Here is a 19682-nt window from a genome sequence, read left to right as displayed (position 1 = left end):
GCGCTGGGCCGCATCCCCGTTCAGCGCCGCGAGGCGCCGCCGGCATTCCCCCGCCGGAGAGGAGCGGTCGCATGCCGATAGGTCTTAAAGGCCGGGTCATCACATTTCGGTTCTAACGCATGTTGCGCCGGGGGCGTATTTGTCCATGATCAAAGCGCCTTCCGGTTAGGGCCCTAGTGACGAGCGGAACGCGGCCACCCGTTGGGCGCAGACTCTGGCGTGGGGGATTCCTGCGATGATCAGCATGGCAGTCGTCGAGCTATCGAGGCTCCAGTTCGCGCTGACGGCGCTCTATCACTTCCTGTTCGTGCCGCTGACGCTCGGCCTGTCCTTCATGCTGGTGATCATGGAGAGCGTGTACGTGATGACCAACCGCCCGATCTGGCGGGACGTCACGCGCTTCTGGGCCAAGCTGTTCGGCATCAACTTCGTGCTGGGCGTCGCCACCGGGCTCACCATGGAATTCCAGTTCGGGACCAACTGGTCCTATTATTCGCATTATGTGGGCGACATCTTCGGCGCCCCGCTCGCGATCGAGGGCCTGATGGCCTTCTTCCTCGAGGCGACGTTCGTCGGGCTGATGTTCTTCGGCTGGGAGCGGATGTCGAAACAGGCGCATCTGTTCACCACCTTCATGGTGGCGCTGGGATCGAACCTGTCGGCGCTGTGGATCCTGGTGGCGAACGGCTGGATGCAGCATCCGACCGGCGCGACCTTCAATCCCGAGACGATGCGGATGGAAGTGACCGACTTCGCGGCGGTGCTCTTCAACCCCGTGGCCCAGGCCAAGTTCGTCCACACGGTGAGCGCCGGCTATGTGATGGCCAGCGTGTTCGTGCTCGGCGTCTCGGCCTTCTACCTGCTCAAGGGCCGGCACCTGGAACTGGCCCGGCGCAGCTTCACCGTGGCCGCGGCGTTCGGCCTGGCCTCGTCGCTGTCGGTGGTCGTGCTGGGCGACGAGAGCGGCTATGCGCTCACCGAGAACCAGCAGATGAAGCTCGCCGCGATCGAGGGCATGTGGCACACCGAGCCCGCGCCGGCGGGGCTCGCGGTCTTCGGCATCCCGTCGAACAGCGGGCGCGAGACCCGGTATGAAGTGAAGATCCCCTATGTGCTGGGCCTGATCTCCACCCGCAGCCTGACCGGCGAGGTCAACGGCATCTTCCCGCTGGTGGAGCGCGCGCGGGGGCGGATCGTCAACGGCCTGGCCGCCTATGACGCGGTGGAGAGGCTCAAGGCGGACCGCAACGACCTGGCCGCGCGCGCGGCGTTCGAGCGGACCAAGAACGATCTCGGCCATGCGCTGCTGCTCAAGCGCTTCGTCGCGGATCCGCGCACCGCCGATGCCGCGACGATCGAGCGGGCGGCGTGGAGCACCGTGCCCAATGTGCCGGCGATCTTCTGGATGTTCCGGATCATGGCCGGGATCGGCTTCGCGATGATCGCCTTCTTCGCGATCGCCTTCTTCTATTCGACGGTGCAGCGGTTCGACGCGCGCTGGTTCCTGCGGCTGGCGCTGGTCGTGATGCCGCTGCCCTGGATCGCGGCCGAGGTGGGCTGGGCGGTGGCCGAAGTGGGGCGCCAGCCCTGGGCGGTGGAGGGCGTGCTGCCCACTTTCCTGGCGCCGTCGAGCCTGACCGTGCCCGAGCTGTGGCTGACGATCGCCGGCTTCACGCTGCTCTATGGCACGCTGGCGGTGATCGAGGTGCGGCTGATGCTCGCCGCGATCCGCAAGGGGCCGGAGCCGTATCGCCCCGCCGATGCGCCCGAGCCCGCGGGCCCCGATTTCCACGCCGTTCCGGCCGAATGAGCCGGGCCGGGGTTTTGGAGACAGACCATGTCGATCCCTCTCGATTTCGAAACGCTCCGCATCCTCTGGTGGCTGCTGCTCGGCGTGCTGCTGATCGGCTTCGCGCTGACCGACGGCTTCGACCTGGGGGCGGCCGCGATGCTGCCCTTCGTGGCCAGGACCGACGAGGAGCGGCGGATGGTGATCAACACCATCGGCGCGACCTGGGAAGGCAACCAGGTGTGGTTCATCCTGGGCGGCGGCGCGATCTTCGCCGCGTGGCCCTTCGTCTATGCCGTCAGCTTCTCGGGCTTCTATCTCGCGATGTTCCTGGTGCTGTCGGCGCTGATCCTGCGGCCGGTGGGCTTCAAATACCGTTCCAAGCATCCGGACAGGGCGTGGCGGGAGCGCTGGGACTGGGCGCTGTTCGTCGGCGGCTTCGTGCCGGCGCTGGTCTTCGGCGTCGCCGTGGGCAATGTGATGAAGGGCATTCCCTTCCGCCTAGATAGCGATCTGCGCGCCTTCTACGAAGGCTCGCTGCTCGGCCTGTTCACGCCGTTCACGCTGGTGACCGGGCTGCTCTCGGTGGCGATGCTGGTGCTGCACGGCGCGGGCTGGCTGAGCCTGAAGGCCGAGGGCGTGGTGCTGGAGCGGGCGCGGCGCTGGGGCCAGGCGGCGGCGGTGCTGGCGCTGCTGCTGTTTGCGGCGGGCGGGCTGTTCGTCGCCTGGGGCGGCCTGGGCTACCGGCTGGACGGGGCGATCGATCCCGGCGGGCCGTCGAACCCGCGCTTCTCGACGACGGTGGCGGAGGGCGGCGCCTGGCTGCGCAACTATGGCGCGCATCCCTGGATGCTGCTGGCGCCGCTGCTCGGCTTTCTGGGGCCGGTGCTGGCGCTGCTCGGCATCCGCGCGCGCCGGGACGTGCTGGTGTTCGCCGGCTCGTCGCTCGCCAATGTCGGCATCATCGCCACGGTGGGCCTGGCGATGTTCCCGTTCATCCTGCCGAGCTCGATCGACGCGCTGTCCAGCCTGACGGTGTGGAACGCTTCGTCGAGCCACGGCACCCTGTTCACCATGCTGGTGGTGACGGCGATCTTCCTGCCGATCGTCCTCGCCTATACGGCCTGGGCCTATCGCGTGATGTTCGGCCGGGTGACCGCGCGGGACGTGCGCACCAATCCCGACTTCTACTGAGGAGCGTTCGCCATGTGGTATTTCTCGTGGATCCTCGGCGTCGGGCTTGCCGTCGGCTTCGGCATCCTCAACGGGCTCTGGCACGAATTCCATTCGGAACCGCTGCCGGAAGCGGCGGCGGGGGAGGGGGAATAGGCTAGGCAAGGCTTCCATTTTCGTCATCCCCGCGAAGGCGGGGATCCAGGGCCAGGAGCAAGGACGCGAGGCTTGCCCTGCCGTCTCCGGCAATCCCAAGCGCGATTGCTTCGATTGTCCCGCGCTATCCTGGATCCCCGCCTTCGCGGGGATGACGGCTGAGAATATGATCCTCGGCTTGCGGGCCATGGCTGGCCGGTGGGGCCGGACCTGCTAGACTTGCCCCGCCGGAATCGGCCCTTGCCCGTTTCCGGCCGGCGCATCCCTATGCAGGAGACAGGACCATGGGCATTCTCAAGATCGCGGACGGCACCGAGCTCTTCTACAAGGATTGGGGCCCCAGGGACGCGCAGGTGATCTGGTTCCATCACGGCTGGCCGCTCTCGGCCGACGACTGGGACAGCCAGATGATGTTCTTCCTGCTCAAGGGCTATCGCGTGATCGCGCATGATCGCCGCGGGCATGGCCGCTCCACCCAGACCGACACGGGCAACGAGATGGATACCTATGCCGCCGACGTCGCGGCGCTGGTCGAGCATCTGGGCGTGCGCGGCGCGGTGCATGTCGGCCATTCGACCGGCGGCGGCGAAGTCGCGCATTACGTCGCGCGGGCCGCGCCGGGGCTGGTGTCCAAGGCGGTGCTGATCGGCGCGGTGCCGCCGGTGATGCTGAAGAGCGAGGCGAATCCCGGCGGCCTGCCGATGGAAGTGTTCGACAATTTCCGCCAGCAGACCGCGTTCAACCGCGCGCAATTCTTCATCGATGTGCCGGCTGGGCCCTTCTACGGCTTCAACCGGCCGGGCGCGAAGGTGGACCAGGGCGTGATCGACAATTGGTGGCGCCAGGGCATGATGGGCGGGATCAAGGCGCATTACGACTGCGTGAAGGCGTTCAGCGAGACCGATTTCACCGAGGACCTGCGCAAGATCGACGTGCCCGTGCTGGTGATGCACGGCGACGACGACCAGGTCGTGCCCTATGCGGATTCCGCGCCGCTCTCGGTGAAGCTGCTCAAGCACGGCACGCTGAAGACCTATCAGGGCTATCCGCACGGCATGGCGACCACCCATGCGGACGTGATCAACGCCGATCTGCTCGCCTTTATCGAGAGCTGACGGGGTAGTTTCGGGCGGGGAGGGGAGCGCCCGGGCTCAGGCGAGCTCGGGCATTCCCGCGAGCAGCTTGTCGAGCGTGACCGGATAGTCGCGCACGCGCATGCCGGTGGCGTTGTGGATCGCATTGGCCACCGCCGCGCCGACGCCGCAGATGCCCAGCTCGCCCACGCCCTTGGCCTTCATCGGCGAAGTGGTGGGATCGGTCTCCTCGAGGAAGATCACCTCCTGATGGGGGATGTCGGCATGGACCGGGACCTCGTATCCGGCCAGGTCGTGGTTGACGAAGAAGCCGAAGCGCTTGTCGACCGCCAGCTCCTCCATCAACGCGGCGCCGGCGCCCATGGTCATCGCGCCGATCACCTGGCTGCGCGCCGATACCGGATTGAGGATGCGCCCGGCCGCGCACACCGCGAGCATGCGGCGGATGCGGATCTCCGCCGTCGCGGCGTCGACGCCGACTTCGACGAAATGGGCGCCGAAGGTCGATTGCTGGTACTTGCCGGCAAGGCCGCCATATTCCATCGCGTCCTCGGCGACGATCTCGCCGCCCTTCGCCGCCTCGGCCAGGGGCATGCTGCGCTTGCCGCTCTTCACCTTGCCGCCGGCGAACACCGCATCCGCCGAGTTGACGCCGAGCTTGCGCGCCACGGCCTCGCGCAGCTGCACGCAGGCGGCATAGACGCCGGCCGTGGCGCTGTTCGCGCCCCATTGCCCGCCCGACCCGGCCGAGACCGGGAAGCTCGAATCGCCCAGCTTCACCACCACCTTGTCGAGCGGCACGCCCATCATCTCGGCGGCGGTCTGGGCGATGATCGTGTAGGTGCCGGTGCCGATATCGGTCATGTCGGTCTCGACCGTGACCACCCCGCGCGCATCGAGCCGCACCCGGGCGGCGGACTTCATGTTGATGTTGTTGCGGAAGGCGGCGGCGACGCCCATGCCGACCAGCCAGCGGCCGTCGCGCACGCTGCCCGGCTTCGCGCGCCGGGCCCAGCCGAACTTCTCCGCGCCGATCTGCAGGCACTGGTTGAGCTGGCGCTGGGAATAGGGCCGGCCGGGCTTTTCCGGATCGACCTGGGTATCGTTCAGCACCCGGAAGGCGACCGGATCGAGGCCGAGCTTCTCGGCCATCTCGTCGATCGCGATCTCGAGCGCCATCATGCCCGGCGCCTCGCCCGGCGCGCGCATCGCATTGCCCTCGGGCAGGTCGAGCACCGCGAGCCGCATCGCGGTCATCCGGTTGGCGCCGGCATAGAGCAGCTTGGTCTGGCCGGTCGCCGTCTCCGGGCCGCCGCCGGGAAGATCGCCCGACCAGCTCTCATGCCCGATCGCCACCAGCCTGCCGTCGCGCGTCGCGCCCAGGCGGATGCGCTGGATGGTCGCGGGCCGGTGCGGCGTGTTGTTGAACATGAGGGGGCGGGGCAGGGCGACCTTCACCGCCCGGCTCGCCGCCCGGGCGCCCAGCGCCGCCAGCACCGCGTCGGCGCGGATGAACAGCTTGCCGCCGAACCCGCCGCCGATAAAGGGCGAGCGCATCCGCACCTTCTCGCGCGGGATGCCGAGCGTCCTGGCCATGTCGCCCACCGACCAGGCGATCATCTGGTTCGCGGTCCACAGGTCGAGCCGGTCGCCGCTCCACGCCGCGATCGTCGCGTGCGGCTCCATCATCGCATGGGCATGGTCCGGCGTGGTGTAGGTCGCGTCGAGCTGCACCGGGGCGCCGGCAAAGGCACCCGCGAAATCGCCGAAGCTGCTGTCCGCCGGACCGTTGAACCCGCCCTCGGGCGGCTTGCCGGCGCCGTCCTTCGCCGCGGCGAGATCATAGCTGCCCTTGTCGCGCGCATAGTCGACGCGGATCAGCGCGGCGGCGGCGCGCGCCTGCTCGAACGTCTCGGCGACGACGATCGCCACCGCCTGGTGGTAATGCTCGATCTCCGGGCCGCCGAGCAGCTTCGCGGTGTTGAAATTGCCCTTGCCGAGCTTGCCGGCATTCTCCGCCGTGACGATGGCGAGCACGCCCGGCGCGGCCCGGGCCTCGCCCAGATCCATGCCCGTGATCCGCCCCTTCGCGATCGCCGAGCCGAGGACGAAGCCATAAGCGGGGTCGGGCGCGTCGTGATGCTCATAGGCATAGGGCGCGGAGCCCGTGGTCTTGAGCGGACCGTCGATGCGCGGCGTGGGCTTGCCGATCACCTTGAGCTGGTCGATCGGATTGGTGCCGGCGGGCGTGTCGAACTTCATGGCTCAGCCCCTCGCTTCGGCAATGGCGGCGGCGAGCGTGCGTTCGGCCAGCACCAGCTTGAACCGGTTCTGCTCGGTTGGGGTGGCGCCGGCGAAGGCGGCGGCCGTCACCGCCCTGGCGCCGCGCGGCATCTCCGCCTCCGCCGCCTCGACGCGCCAGGGCCGCGGCGCGACGCCGCCGAACGCGACTCGGCCGCTGCCGTCCTTCTGGAGGATCGCCCCCACCGAAACGAGGGCGAAGGCATAGGAGGCCCGGTCGCGGACCTTGTGATAGATGTGCGTGCCGCCGATCGGCCGGGGAAGGGTGACGGCGGTGATCAGCTCGCCCGGCGCCAGCAGGTTCTCGACGTTCGGGGTGTCGCCCGGCAGCGCGTGGAATTCGGCGACGGGGATGGCGCGCGTGGTGCCGTCGGCACGCACCGTCTCCACCACGGCGTCGAGCGCGCGCATCGCCACCGCCATGTCGCTCGGATGGGTGGCGATGCAGGCCGCGCTGGTGCCGATCACGCCAAGGCCGCGATTGACGCCGCCGATCGCCGCGCAGCCGCTGCCGGGCCGGCGCTTGTTGCACGGCTGGTTGGTGTCGTAGAAATAGGGGCAGCGGGTGCGCTGCAGCAGGTTGCCGGCGGTCGTCGCCTTGTTGCGCAGCTGGCCCGAAGCGCCCGCGACGAGCGCGCGGGAGAGCAGCGCATAGTCCTTGCGGACGCGCCGGTCGGCGGCGAGATCGGTGTTGCGGACCAGCGCGCCGATGCGCAGCCCGCCCTCGGCCGTCGCTTCGATCCCGTCGAGCCCCAGATGGTTGACGTCGACCAGATGGGCCGGCGTCTCGATCTGCAGCTTCATCAGGTCGAGCAGGTTGGTGCCGCCGGCGATGAAGCGGGCGCCCGGCGTGCGGCCGACGATCGCCGCCGCCTCGGCCGGCGAGCCGGCGCGCTGATAGCTGAACGCCTTCATGCCTTCCTCCGCGCTGCGACTTCGGCGATCGCCTCGATGATGTTGGAATAGGCGCCGCAGCGGCAGAGATTGCCGCTCATCCGCTCGCGGATCTCGTCGGCGCTCATTGCCGGCGTGCCGGTAATGTCGCCGGTCGCATGGCTGGGGATGCCCGCGCGGATCTCGTCGAGCACCGCCACCGCCGAGCAGATCTGGCCCGGCGTGCAATAGCCGCATTGATAGCCGTCATGCTTCACGAAGGCGGCCTGCATCGGATGCAGGCTGTCGGGCGTGCCCAGCCCCTCGATGGTGGTGATCGCGTCGCCTTCGTGCATCACCGCGAGGCTGAGGCAGGAATTGATCCGCCGCCCGTCGACGATCACGGTGCAGGCGCCGCACTGGCCATGGTCGCAGCCCTTCTTGGTGCCGGTCAGCCGGAGATGCTCGCGCAGCGCGTCGAGCAGGGTGGTGCGGGTGTCGAGCTCCAGGGCGTGGGGCTTGCCGTTCACCGTGAAGCCGACCTTCGCCAGCACCGGTGCCTCGGCGCTCGCCGGGGCCGCGCCCCGGGCCTCGGCGGCGGGAGGCGCGGCCCCGGCCGCCACCGATGCCGCGCCGCCGATCAAGACGCCGCGCCGCGAAAGTTCGAAATCGCCTGGTCCATGCATATCGGCCTCTGCTCCCCTTGAAGCTGGCGCGCGCCCTGAGACGGTCGGGTCATGCCCTGTTCCTGATGGTTCTAGCGCGAACAACGATCGAAACAAAATTTCGCTCATCGAGGAGGGACGGGCCCCGGCCCGGATCTGATTCGGGGCCGCTGGATTCATATTCTCCCTCGCCATCCTCGCTTCCCCCTCGTCACCCCCCGCTTCTCCCTCGTCATCCCTGCGCAGGCGGGGATGGCAAGGGGAGGAAAGAGCCCCGATGTAACAAAATTGAGAACGTTCTTGAGAACGCTCTCAATCTATGCTCTAACCATCGGATCGGAGCAAAAGACTCCGCGAACGATAGAGGGGTGTTGGAACAGGCTGCCGTGCGCGCCATGCTGCGCTGTCGGCTTGTTTCGTCGCTGAATCCGACAGCGTTGTCGGAAAAGCTCCCCCAGGTTGGATCGGATGAACTGGCGCGCCCCCGGGCGTGCGCGGCGCCGTTGCACGCGCCGAAGGGGAGAGGTGAATGCTGATCAGCCTGCGGCATGTGGCGCGCTCCATGGCGTTGCTCGCCACCACCGCGCTTGCCGGGACGATGACGGGCGCGCATGCGCAGGATCCCGTCACGCCCGCCGCACCGCCGAAGCACGAAGCCCGCCCGTCCGCGGACCCCGCGGCGCGGCCCTGGGCCGATCCCCGGCTGCCGGCGGCGGCCCGCGCGGAGACGCTGCTTTCGGCGATGACGCTCGAGGAGAAGCTGGGCCTTGTCTACACATGGTTCCCGCCGCTGGCGAAGGATCCGGCGGCGCCGGCCGACATGATTCCCTCGGCGGGCCAGCAGGCGGCGATCCCGCGCCTGGGCATCCCGGCGCTGCGCGAGACCGATGCCAGCCTCGGCGTCGCCAACCAGGTCGAGCAGCGCAAGGGGGATACCGCCACCGCGCTGCCTTCGGGCCTGGCGCTGGCCGCGAGCTTCGATCCCGAGCTCGCTTATGCAAGCGGCGCGATGATCGGCGGCGAGGCGCGCGCCAAGCGCTTCAACGTCATGCTCGCGGGCGGCATCAACCTGACGCGTGATCCCTGGGGCGGCCGCAACTTCGAATATCTGGGCGAGGACCCGCTGCTCGCCGGCGTGATCGCCGGGGAGTCGATCCGCGGCATCCAGTCGAACCACATCGTCTCGACGATCAAGCATTTCGCCCTGAACGCCCAGGAGACCGGCCGCTTCGTGATGGACGCGCGGATCGGCGAGGCGGCGCTGCGGGAAAGCGACCTGCTCGCCTTCCAGCTGGCGATCGAGCGGGGCAAGCCGGGTTCGGTGATGTGCGCCTATATGTCCGTCAATGGCGACTTCGCCTGCGAGAATGATTTCCTGCTCAACACTGTGCTCAAGCAGGACTGGGCCTATACGGGCTGGGTGATGTCCGATTGGGGTGCGGTGCATTCGACGGTGAAGGCCGCGCGCAACGGGCTGGACCAGCAATCGGGCGGCGAGCTCGACACGCATCCCTTCTTCCGCGCCGATCTGAGACAGGCAGTGGAGAGCGGCGCGCTGCCGATGGCGCGGCTGGACGACATGGCGCGCCGCATCCTGAACGGCATGTTCTCGACCGGCCTGATGGACGCGCCGGTGGTGGAGGCGCCGCAGCCGATCGACCATGCGCGCAATGCCGAAGTCGCGCAGCGCGCCGCCGAGGCGGGGATCGTGCTGCTCAAGAACGACAAGGACATCCTGCCGCTCGCCAGGACCGCCAGGCGCATCGTCCTGATCGGCGGCCATGCCGATGTCGGCGTGCTTTCGGGCGGCGGCTCGTCGCAGGTCCGCTCGGTCGGCGGCGCGCCGATCGAGATCCCCCTCAAGAACGGCCCGGCCGCGTCGTTCGTGCGCGTGACCTGGCACGCGTCCTCGCCGCTCGCGGCGATCCGTGCGCTGGCCCCCAAGGCGCGCGTCGATTTCGTCGATGGCAGCGACCCCGAAGCTGCCGCCGCGGCGGCGAGGAACGCGGACCTGGCGATCGTCTGGGCCACGCAATGGACCACCGAGGCCGAGGATCCCGAGACGATCGACCTGGCCGGCAACCAGAACGCGGTGATCGCGGCGGTCGCCGCCGCCAATCCCAGGACCGCGGTGGTGCTCAACACCGGCGGGCCGGTGCTGATGCCCTGGCTCGACAAGGTGCCGGCGGTGCTCGCCGCCTGGTATCCGGGCCAGCGCGGCGGCGAGGCGGTGGCGCGGGTGCTGTTCGGCGAGGTCAATCCCTCGGGCCGCCTGCCGATCACTTTCCCCGCGGCGATCGATCAGGCGCCCCGCGCCGCGGTGCCCGGCTTCGACCAGGTCAAGGCCTCGCCCGACCGCGGGCAGGACGCGCGCGCGATCAAGCCCTTCGCGGTCGAGTATCGCGAGGGCTCGGACGTCGGCTATCGCTGGTATGCCCGCCAGGGCCATCGCCCGGCTTTCCCCTTTGGCTATGGCCTCAGCTACACGCGCTTCGGCTATGCCAATCTGAAGGTCGAGGGCGGCGGCGCGCTCAAGGTGAGCTTCGACGTCACCAATCGCGGCAGGCGCGAGGGCGCCGACGTGCCGCAGCTCTATGTGACTCCGGCCACGGGCAGCCGCCCGCTGCGCCTGGCCGGTTTCGAGCGCGTGGTGCTCAAGCCCGGCGAGACCCGGCGGATCACCCTGGTCGCCGAGCCGCGCATCGTCGCGGACTATGACGTCGCCCAGCCCGGATGGCGGGTGGCGGCGGGAACCTATCGTGTCGCGATCGCGCGGGATGCCGGACAACCGGTGCTCACGGGCGCGGCGGATTTGCAGGAACGCCGGCTGGCGCCCTGAGACGACGGCACCGGGTGAGGCGCGCGTAGATGCGTCGGGGTGCAGAACAGAGTGGGAGGACAGAGGGAATGAAGGGACTATCCAGTTTGATGGCCGGCTTGCTGGCGTCGACCGCCCTGGTCGCGCCGGCATGGGCCCAGGACGCGGCGCCGGTGCCGCAGGACGCGGGGGGCGATCAGGGCGAAGAGATCGTCGTCACCGGCATCCGTGCCTCGCAGGCCAAGGCGATCAACATCAAGCGCAACGAGACGGCGATCGTCGACGCGATCTCCTCGGAGGATATCGGCAAGCTGCCCGACGTCACCGTGGTCGACGCGCTGCAGCGCATCTCGGGCGTGCAGATCAAGCGTGACGCCGGCGAGGGCTCGAGCGTCAACATCCGCGGCCTGCCCCAGGTGATCACGCTGCTCAACGGCGAGCAATATCTGAGCCCGGGCAATCTCGGCACCGCGCAGCCCAACCTCAACGACATTCCCGCCCAGCTGATGAACGCGGTGGTGGTCTACAAGTCGCAGGACCTGCGCAACGCGCTGTCGGGCATCTCCGGCACCGTCGACCTGCGCACCCGCCGCCCGTTCGACCTGAAGAACGGCCTGACCCTGGCCAACCAGGTCGAATATTCGCGCGGCGACTATACCAAGAAGAACGACTATCTGATCAGCGGCCTGCTGAGCTGGCGCAACGACACGATCGGCGTGATGGTCGGCGCCACGCAGAGCAAGGCGCATCTCGGCAACAATTATGCCGGCATCGGCGGCAGCCCGTTCGGCAACAACGACTGGGGCGGCACCGGCGCCAACTGGATCGCGCCGCACGGCTATGAGCTGTTCAGCCGCGAAGTCGAGCGCAACCGCTTCGGCATCAACGGCGCGGTGCAGCTGAAGTTCGCCGAGGGCTGGACGCTGACCGGCGAAGTCTTCCACACCGAGCTGGTCGAGCACAACCGCGCCGCGGGCGTGAACATCTCGAACCGCTGGAACGGCCTGACCTGGACGACGCCGACCCAGTCCACCTCGACGGGCCAGATCGGCGCGAACCAGCAGCCCTGGCTCGACGTCCAGCAATATGATCTCAACGTGTGGTGGTTCAATTCCTTCTCGGTGAACCGCACCGCGCGCGAGAAGTCGACCAACTACAACCTGCAGCTCGACTATGACACGGGCGGCCCGTTCAAGTTCACCGCGCGCGCGCTGCGCTCGGACGCGAATCTCCGCAGCATGAATGGCCAGGTGCAGGGCGATCTCAGCAACTGGCGCGCGGGCAACCGGGCGTTCACGCTGTTCCGCAACCCGAACGACCTGACCCGCGGGCCCTTCTACCCGGCGAATATCGCGGCGCTGTACCCGGCCTCGCGCTATACCAACAACGTGGTCGGCTCGAACGGCGGGCGCTATATCGATCCGAACCCGCTGGGCTATGGTCAGGATCCGCTGCTGCACCTCGACCTGCGCGGGCAGAACCCGGTGCTGAGCGGCTTCGACACGCCGATCTCGGGCGGGCTGGGCGCCGGCAAGTCGCTCAAGGACTATATGGCCAATCTCGACAGCTATGCCGTCGCGGCCTTCTCGTCCGAGGGCAATCAGGAGAACAGCTCCGATCTCGGCGTGTTCCGCGCCGACGGCAGCTACGAGTTCCAGGGCGGCGGCCTGTTCGGCGTGCTGAACCGCGTCGATGTCGGCGTGCGCCGCTCGGACCGCTCGACCCAGATCAAGAACTTCCACCTCTTCTCGAACTTCTATGGCGGCAATGGCGCCGCCACCGCGGCGGGCTGCTCGGCGCAGTGGAAGGCGATCGACGTGGTGATGGACAATCCGCAATGTTCGGCGGGCGAGTTCGTCTCCAACCCGGGCTACAACGCGGCGCTGCCGCTGGCGTCCTCGCCATCGCCCTGCGGCGCCTCGGCGGCCAACGCGCCGACCTGCTTCCAGGGCTATACCGTCAACCGGCCGACCAAGCTCAACGCCTATAACAACGTCTATTTCCAGACGAACTGGGGCGGCGTGGTCGACGGCATGCCGGGCATGTGGGTGGTCAATCCCAAGGACTTCGACGACATCAAGTCGTTCATGACGCGGGTATTCGGCGGCGCCGACGAGGTGATCGTCCCGGGCAATACCTATGACGTCGACCTGATCGAGGAGAGCGCCTACATCAACACCAACTGGAAGCGCGGCGCGTTCAAGGCCGATATCGGCGTGAAGGTCATCAAGACCAGCATCGACGTGAAGCAGAACCTGACCGGCGACACCCGGGCCTATGGCGACACCAACCTCGACGTGGGCGACAACGTGACCCGCCGCAGCTATACCGACTGGCTGCCGACGGTGACCCTGTCCTATGACGTCACCGACAATATCCGCGTGCGTGCGGCCTTCGCCAAGACGATGATCCCGCTGGACCTCGGCAATTACGGCGGCGGCCTGAAGATCAACACCGCGGATTCACCGGGCCCCAATCCGACGAACCCGACGGCGGCGCCGCTCGGCGTCCGCCAGGTGACGAGCGCGGATTCGAGCGGCAACCCGTATCTCAACCCCTGGCGCTCGAACAATTACGACATCAGCCTGGAATATTATCTGGGCCGCGCCTCGATGCTCAACATCGGCCTGTTCAAGCTCAAGATCGACAGCTTCGTGACCACTGCGACGACTCAGACCGGCCGCTATCCGGACGGCGACGGCGTGATCCGCCGCACGGTGCCGGTAACCCAGCCGGTACAAGGCAAGGGCGGCAATTTGCAGGGCATCGAAGCCGGCGCCAAGCTGGCCTTTACCGACCTGTTCCCGAACGTGCCGTTCCTGCGCAACTTCGGCATCGACGCCAACTACACCTTCTCCGACTCCTCGCAGTCGGCGCGGGGGCTCAACGGCAAGAGGCTGCCTTTCCAGGACAATTCGAAGCACCAGATCAATCTGGTCGGCTGGTACCAGGACGATATCTTCCAGGTCCGCGTCGCGTGGAACCACCGCACGCCGCGCCTTGCGAACATGGGCCTGGGCTATGACGTGGATCCCGATCCGGCGCCCGACCGGGTCGACCAGCGCAATATCCCGGTGATGCAGGACACGAGCAACTATGTGGACGTGAACGTGACCGCGAACATCAACAGCCAGTTCGCGATCTACGGCAACGTCTCGAACCTGCTGGGCGAGCGCGAGCGCTATTACTTCCAGTTCGACCAGGATTCGAAGCAGTTCCATTCGCAGAACCGCTTCGAGCCGCGTTACTCGGTGGGCGTGCGCTACCGTTTCTAAGAGCCAACCCTCCTGGGCCGGCGGTCTTCCAGGGCCGCCGGCTCATTTTTCCCAGGGAGCGGGTCGGCGCGGTTTCGCTTGCGAAGCCGTGGCCGGGACGACCAGAATGACACGATGAAACATGGGGGCACGGCCAGCGGCGCGATCGAGCGTGTCGTCATCGTCGGCGGGGGTACCGCCGGATGGATGGCGGCGGCCGCGCTAGGCGCATATCTGGCGGGGACGGGCACCCGGATCACCTTGATCGAAAGCTCCGAGATCGGGACGATCGGCGTCGGCGAGGCGACGATCCCCACCATCCGCCGTTTCTACGCGTCGCTCGGCATGACCGATGCCGAGGTAATGCGCGCCTGCGAGGCGACCGCCAAGCTCGGCATCCGCTTCGTCGACTGGACGCCGGGGACGAGCTTCGTCCATCCCTTTGGCCGCTTCGGACAGGACCTGCGCGGCATCGACTTCCACCATTATTGGCAAAGGGCGCGCAAGGCCGGTCGAGCCGCGCCGCTGGAGGAATATTCGCTCGGCGCGATGCTCGCGCGCGAAGGCCATGCCAGCGTGCCGCTGCCCAATCCGCCGAGCCAGCTCTCGGTGTTCGACTGGGCGCTGCATTTCGACGCTTCGCGCTTCGCCGCGCACATGCGCGCTTATGCCGAGCGCGCGGGGGTGGCGCGCATCGATGCGCGGATCGCCGATGTGGCGCTCCACGGCGAGACCGGCTTCATCGAAGCGGTGACGCTCGACAGCGGCGAGCGCGTCGCGGGCGATCTGTTCGTCGACTGCTCGGGCTTTCGCGGCCTGCTGATCGGCGAGGCGCTGGGCATTCCCTATCGCGACTGGTCGCACTGGCTGCTGTGCGACGGCGCCTTTGCCGTGCAGAGCGAGCGGGTGGGGGAGCCGCCCAGCTGCACCACCGTCACCGCGCGCACCGCCGGCTGGCAATGGCGCATCCCGCTGCGCAGCCGCGAAGGCAATGGCATCGTCTTTTCGAGCGATTTCCAGAGCGACGACGATGCCCGCGCCGAACTGCTCGCCAACGTCCCCGGCGCGCCGACCATGGAGCCCCGCCGCCTGCGCTTCACGCCGGGCCGGCGCGAGGCCGCCTGGGCGAGGAACTGCGTGGCGCTCGGCCTGGCCTCGGGCTTTCTCGAGCCGCTGGAATCGACCAGCATCGCGCTGATCGAGACGGGCATCGAGCGGCTGAAGCAGCTCTTCCCCGACAAGGGCTTCGATCCGGCGGTGATCGCCGAATATAACAGCCAGTCGGCCGAGGAGATGGAGCGCGTCCGCGACTTCATCCTCCTCCATTATCGCCTGAGCCCCCGCGAGGGGGCCTTCTGGCAGGCCTGCCGCGACATGACGCTCCCCGACAGCCTGGCCGCCAAGCTGGAGCTTTGGCGCGCGCGGGGCGCATTCCTGCGCTATCGCTGGGAGATGTTCTCGTCCGCATCCTGGCTGGCCATCTATGGCGGGTTCGAGCATCTGCCCGAGCGGCTCGACCCCGGCGTCGCCGCGGTCGATGCGGACGAACTCGCGCAGGGGCTCGAGCAGATGCGCGCCGCCATTGCCCGCACCGTGGCGGACACGCCCACCCATTCCGAATTTCTCGCGACGGTCGATGGTGCCGCTGCCGAGCCCATGAGGACCCCCGCATGAACAATCCGGACGCGCTCCGTAAGGTCTGCATCGTCGGCGGCGGCACCGCCGGCTGGATCGCCGCCGCGGTGATGGCGCATCACATGAAGGGCCGGCTGTTCGAGATCGAACTGGTCGAGAGCGACGATATCGGCACGATCGGAGTGGGGGAGAGCACGATCCCGCCCTTCATGGAGCTGATCGCCAAGCTCGACATCGACGAGCAGGATTTCGTCCGCCAGGTCCAGGCCAGCTTCAAACTCGGCATCGAGTTCAAGGACTGGTTCCGCAAGGGCGAGAGCTATTTCCACCCCTTTGGCGATGTCGGCCAGCGGGTGGAGCTCAGCGACTTCTACCAATGCTGGCGCAAGGCGACGCTGGCGGGGCATGATTTCCCGCTCCAGGATTTCGCGCCCGCCACGGTGATGGCGCATGCCGGCCGCTTCATGCTGCCCTTCAAGGCCCGCAGCACGCCGATCGCCGGCGCTTCCTATGCGCTGCATGTCGATGCCAAGCGCGTCGCCCGGTTCCTGCGCGGCCATGCCGAGGCGCGCGGGGTGAAGCGGACCGAGGGGATCGTCACCGATGTCGCGCTCGACGATCGCGGCTTCGTCTCCACGCTGACGCTGAAGGACGGCCGCACGATCGACGCCGATTTCTTCATCGATTGCTCGGGCTTCCGGGCGCTGCTGATCGAGAAGGCGCTGGGCAGCGGCTATACCGACTGGTCCAACTATCTGTTCTGCGACCGCGCCATCGCCGCGCAGACCGAGAATATCGGGCCGCCGCGCCCCTATACGCTGGCCGAGGCACAGGACGCCGGCTGGCGCTGGCGCATCCCGCTGCAGCACCGCACCGGCAACGGCCATGTCTATTCCTCCGAGTTCATGGACGACGAGGAAGCGACGCGCATCCTGCTCGACAAGGTGGAGGGCGAAGTGGTCGCCGGGCCGATGGTGGTGCCGTTCAGGACCGGCGTGCGCCAGCGGATCTGGCACCGGAACGTGCTGGCGATCGGCCTGTCCTCGGGCTTTATCGAGCCGCTGGAATCGACTGCGATCCACCTGATCTATCGCGGCATGGACTATTTCTTCCGCTTCCTGCCCGATCGCCACTGCGATCCGGCGCTGGCGGACGAATATAATCGCCGGATGGTGGCGGACTATACCGAGATCCGCGACTTCATCGTGCTCCATTATTGCACCACCGCGCGCGACGACACGCCCTTCTGGCGCAAGTGCCGCGACATGGAATGGCCGGACAGCCTGAAGGAGCGGGTGGAACTGTTCCGCACCAACGGCACGCTGCGCGAAGGGCTGGACGAGCTGTTCCGCTCGGTCAGCTGGTTCTCGGTGCTGGAGGGCATGGGCATCCGGCCGCGCACCTATCACCCGCTGGTCGACCGCATCGACGAGGCGATGCTCTATGCGGGACTGGAAAAGGCGCGCGAGCAGCTTGCCGGCTTCGTCCTGCAGCTGCCGAGCCAGCAGCAGTTCATCGATGCGCATTGCCGCGCCGAGAAGGTGGATCTCGGCCGTCCCGCCATGGCCGGGGCCTGATGCAGAAGAAGCGCGCGATCACGATCAAGGACGTGGCGGCGGAGGCGGGAGTCTCGCTGCAGACGGTGAGCCGCGTCATCAACAAGGGGCCCAACGTCACCGCGCCGGTGCAGGATCGCGTCCGGGCGGCGATCGACAAGCTGGGCTATGTTCCCAGCCTCGCCGCGCGCCGGCTCGGCGGCTCGCGCTCCTATCTGATCCTCGCCTTCAACGACGAGCGGCCGACGCTCGAGGGCTGGCAGTCGCGGCGCGGCAACGACTGGGTCGACCAGATGCTGTACGGCGGCATGCTCAAATGCGCCGAGCATGGCTATCGCATGCTGTTCGAGCTGGTGGATTCGCATTCGGACGCGCTGGAGGCGCAGGTCCAGGCCGCGCTTTCGGCGCTCCATCCGGACGGCGTGATCCTGACGCCGCCGCACAGCGAGGACGACCGGATCACCGATCTGCTCCACCAGGGCGGGCTGACCTTCGCGCGGCTGGGATCGCACCGCGAGGGCGAGGGCTTTGCGGTGTACATGGACGACGAAGCGGCGGCGCGCCGCGCGACCGAGCATCTGCTCGACCTTGGCCATACCCGCATCGCCTATGTCCAGGGCCATCCCGAATATGCGATGAGCCCGGATCGCCTCCGCGGCTTCACCGGCGCGATCGAGGCGCGGGGACTCAAGGTGGATCCCGCCTATCTCCAGCCGGGCGACTTCACCTACGAAGCCGGCATCGCGGCGCTCAACACGCTCGCCGGGCTCGAAACCCCGCCCAGCGCGGTGCTCGCGAGCAGCGACGAGATGGCGCTGGGCGTGCTCCATGCCGCCGGGCCGCTCGGCCTGTCGGTTCCCGGCGATCTCTCGGTGGTCAGCTTCGACGACACGCCGACGGTGCGGATGAGCGTGCCCGCGCTCACCGCGATCCGCCAGCCGATCGCGGCGATGACCGCCAAGGCCGCCGAGCTGCTGATCGAGAGCAAGACCCGTGGCGACACGCCCGGCAACGGCCGTTTCCTGCTTCCCTTCGATTTCGTCGTCCGTGCCTCGACCGCGCCGCCGCGGCGTTGACTTGCCTCTGCCCGGCGGCGATGCTCCGCCGTCCATGCGACGCTTCGTCTCGCCCGGCCGCGGTTTCATACTGCTCTATGCGCTGGCCTATGCGGGCATGTTCGTCAGCTTCATGCCGTTCGTCATGGTGCTGCTGCCGTTGAAGGCGGCGCAGGCGGGGGGCGGCCATGCGGTGCAGCTCCTCAGCGCCGGCGCGCTGGGCGGCGCGGCGGTGGCGAGCCTGGCCAACATCCTGTTCGGCGCGCTGAGCGATCGCACCCGGCGGCTGCGCGGCACCCGGCGGCCCTGGGTGACGGTGGGGCTGGGGGTGCTCAGCGCGTCCTATGGCCTGTTGCTGGTCGCGGCCGATCCGGTGAGCCTGTTGCTCGCCGTCACCTGCATCCAGATCGGGATCAACATGATGTTCGCGCCGATCGCCGCGGTGATGGCGGACGAGATACCCGATGCGCAGAAGGGCATGGTGGCCGGCCTCACCGGCGTCTCGCATCCGATCGGCGCGATGGCGGCGGTGCTGATCACGCTGCCCGGGCTGGGCGGCGACGCGATGCGCTATGCGCTGCTCTGCCTGTTGTTCGTCGCGTTGACCGCGCCGTTCCTGCTGCTCGCTCGCGAAGGCGCCGCGCTGCCGCCGCCGCCGCCCGCGCCGCAGCGCGAGCTCCGCCGCTTCGATTTCATCCTTGCCTGGGCCTCGCGCATCCTGTTCCAGGTCGCCGGCAACGGCCTGTCCACCTATGGCTTCTATTATTTCCTCTCGGTGCTGGACCGCGACGACATCAGCAGGACGAGCGTGGAGGCCAATCCGATCGTCGCGACGATGACCGGTTCCACCATCGTCGCGGTGCTGCTGACGGTGCTGGCCGGGCGCTTCTCGGACCGGATGATGCGGCGCAAGCCCTTCCTTGCCGCCGGGGCGCTGGCAATGGCGGCCGGGCTCGGCGTCATGGCGTTCGCGAGGAGCTGGGGCGTGGCGGCGGCGGGGCATGCGCTGGCGCTGTCGGGGCTCAGCGTGTTCCTGGCGATCCATTCCGCGCTCGCGATGCAGCTGCTGCCCAATCCGGGGCATCGCGGGCGCGACCTGGGCATCCTCAACCTCACCAACACCCTGCCGGCGATGGTCGCGCCGCTGCTGGCGCTGGCGCTGGCGCCGGAGAAGACCGGCTATATGCTGTGGCTGTTGATCCTCGCGCTCGGCACGCTGGCCGGCGGCGCGGTGTCGCTCTGCATCCGGACCCAGGATTAGGTCGGGACCGGGAAGAGCTTCAAATTCCTATCGTCACCCCGGCCTTGCGCCG

At 68.2% G+C, this 19682-nt stretch carries 13 protein-coding genes; 10 read left to right on the top strand and 3 right to left on the bottom strand.

Annotated elements, in window-relative coordinates:
* Positions 1–238: 238 nt before the first annotated feature.
* From OMP43_RS17875 to OMP43_RS17860, 4 genes are all read left to right on the top strand, one after another.
* Positions 239–1810, top strand: a complete 1572-nt coding sequence (locus OMP43_RS17875; protein ID WP_280280919.1) for a cytochrome ubiquinol oxidase subunit I — start codon at positions 239–241, stop codon at positions 1808–1810.
* Between the two features lie 27 nt (positions 1811–1837).
* Positions 1838–2983 carry a cytochrome d ubiquinol oxidase subunit II gene (gene cydB, locus OMP43_RS17870; RefSeq protein ID WP_280280890.1) on the top strand — a complete coding sequence of 382 codons (1146 nt, stop codon included), beginning with the start codon at positions 1838–1840 and terminating at the stop codon, positions 2981–2983.
* A 12-nt stretch (positions 2984–2995) separates the two neighbouring features.
* Positions 2996–3118: a cytochrome bd-I oxidase subunit CydX gene (gene cydX / locus OMP43_RS17865; protein WP_280280889.1), complete on the top strand. Its 123-nt coding sequence runs from the start codon at positions 2996–2998 to the stop codon at positions 3116–3118.
* Positions 3119–3402: 284 nt separating this feature from the next.
* The gene (locus OMP43_RS17860) at positions 3403–4233 is read left to right on the top strand and encodes an alpha/beta hydrolase (protein WP_280280888.1); all 831 of its coding nucleotides are present in this window, start codon (positions 3403–3405) and stop codon (positions 4231–4233) included.
* A 36-nt stretch (positions 4234–4269) separates the two neighbouring features.
* Here OMP43_RS17860 and paoC read toward each other — a convergent pair whose 3' ends face one another.
* From paoC to paoA, 3 genes are read right to left on the bottom strand one after another with little or no spacing between them, the layout of a single operon-like run.
* Entirely contained in the window at positions 4270–6474 is a 2205-nt protein-coding gene (paoC, locus tag OMP43_RS17855) for an aldehyde oxidoreductase molybdenum-binding subunit PaoC (protein WP_280280887.1), read from the bottom strand.
* Between the two features lie 3 nt (positions 6475–6477).
* A complete protein-coding gene (locus OMP43_RS17850; RefSeq protein WP_280280886.1) occupies positions 6478–7428 on the bottom strand; it encodes a xanthine dehydrogenase family protein subunit M in 951 nt (316 codons plus the stop codon).
* Positions 7425–8072 carry an aldehyde dehydrogenase iron-sulfur subunit PaoA gene (paoA, locus tag OMP43_RS17845; RefSeq protein ID WP_280280885.1) on the bottom strand — a complete coding sequence of 216 codons (648 nt, stop codon included), beginning with the start codon at positions 8070–8072 and terminating at the stop codon, positions 7425–7427. Before paoA ends, OMP43_RS17850 begins: the two co-directional genes overlap by 4 nt.
* 508 nt (positions 8073–8580) lie before the next feature.
* Between paoA and OMP43_RS17840 the strand changes: the two genes are divergently transcribed.
* The 6 genes from OMP43_RS17840 to OMP43_RS17815 all read left to right on the top strand — a co-directional run bounded on the left by OMP43_RS17840 (position 8581) and on the right by OMP43_RS17815 (position 19630).
* Positions 8581–10890 (top strand): beta-glucosidase, encoded by a 2310-nt coding sequence (locus tag OMP43_RS17840; RefSeq protein WP_280280884.1) that lies wholly within the window; start codon positions 8581–8583, stop codon positions 10888–10890.
* 89 nt (positions 10891–10979) lie between these two features.
* Positions 10980–14144, top strand: coding sequence for a TonB-dependent receptor (locus tag OMP43_RS17835; RefSeq protein ID WP_280280883.1), 3165 nt, complete (start codon positions 10980–10982; stop codon positions 14142–14144).
* Between the two features lie 114 nt (positions 14145–14258).
* Positions 14259–15797 carry a tryptophan 7-halogenase gene (locus OMP43_RS17830; RefSeq protein WP_280280882.1) on the top strand — a complete coding sequence of 513 codons (1539 nt, stop codon included), beginning with the start codon at positions 14259–14261 and terminating at the stop codon, positions 15795–15797.
* Entirely contained in the window at positions 15794–17335 is a 1542-nt protein-coding gene (locus OMP43_RS17825; protein WP_280280881.1) for a tryptophan 7-halogenase, read from the top strand. Before OMP43_RS17830 ends, OMP43_RS17825 begins: the two co-directional genes overlap by 4 nt.
* Positions 17335–18390 (top strand): LacI family DNA-binding transcriptional regulator, encoded by a 1056-nt coding sequence (locus OMP43_RS17820; RefSeq protein ID WP_348538611.1) that lies wholly within the window; start codon positions 17335–17337, stop codon positions 18388–18390. Before OMP43_RS17825 ends, OMP43_RS17820 begins: the two co-directional genes overlap by 1 nt.
* A 34-nt stretch (positions 18391–18424) precedes the next feature.
* Positions 18425–19630, top strand: a complete 1206-nt coding sequence (locus OMP43_RS17815; RefSeq protein ID WP_280280880.1) for an MFS transporter — start codon at positions 18425–18427, stop codon at positions 19628–19630.
* Positions 19631–19682 lie beyond the last annotated feature (52 nt).

It is taken from the genome of Sphingomonas sp. CBMAI 2297 (assembly GCF_029870595.1).
Classification (GTDB): domain Bacteria; phylum Pseudomonadota; class Alphaproteobacteria; order Sphingomonadales; family Sphingomonadaceae; genus Sphingomonas.
The sequence above is the reverse complement of the archived record's forward strand: the minus strand, read 5'-3'. Positions and strand labels throughout refer to the sequence as shown.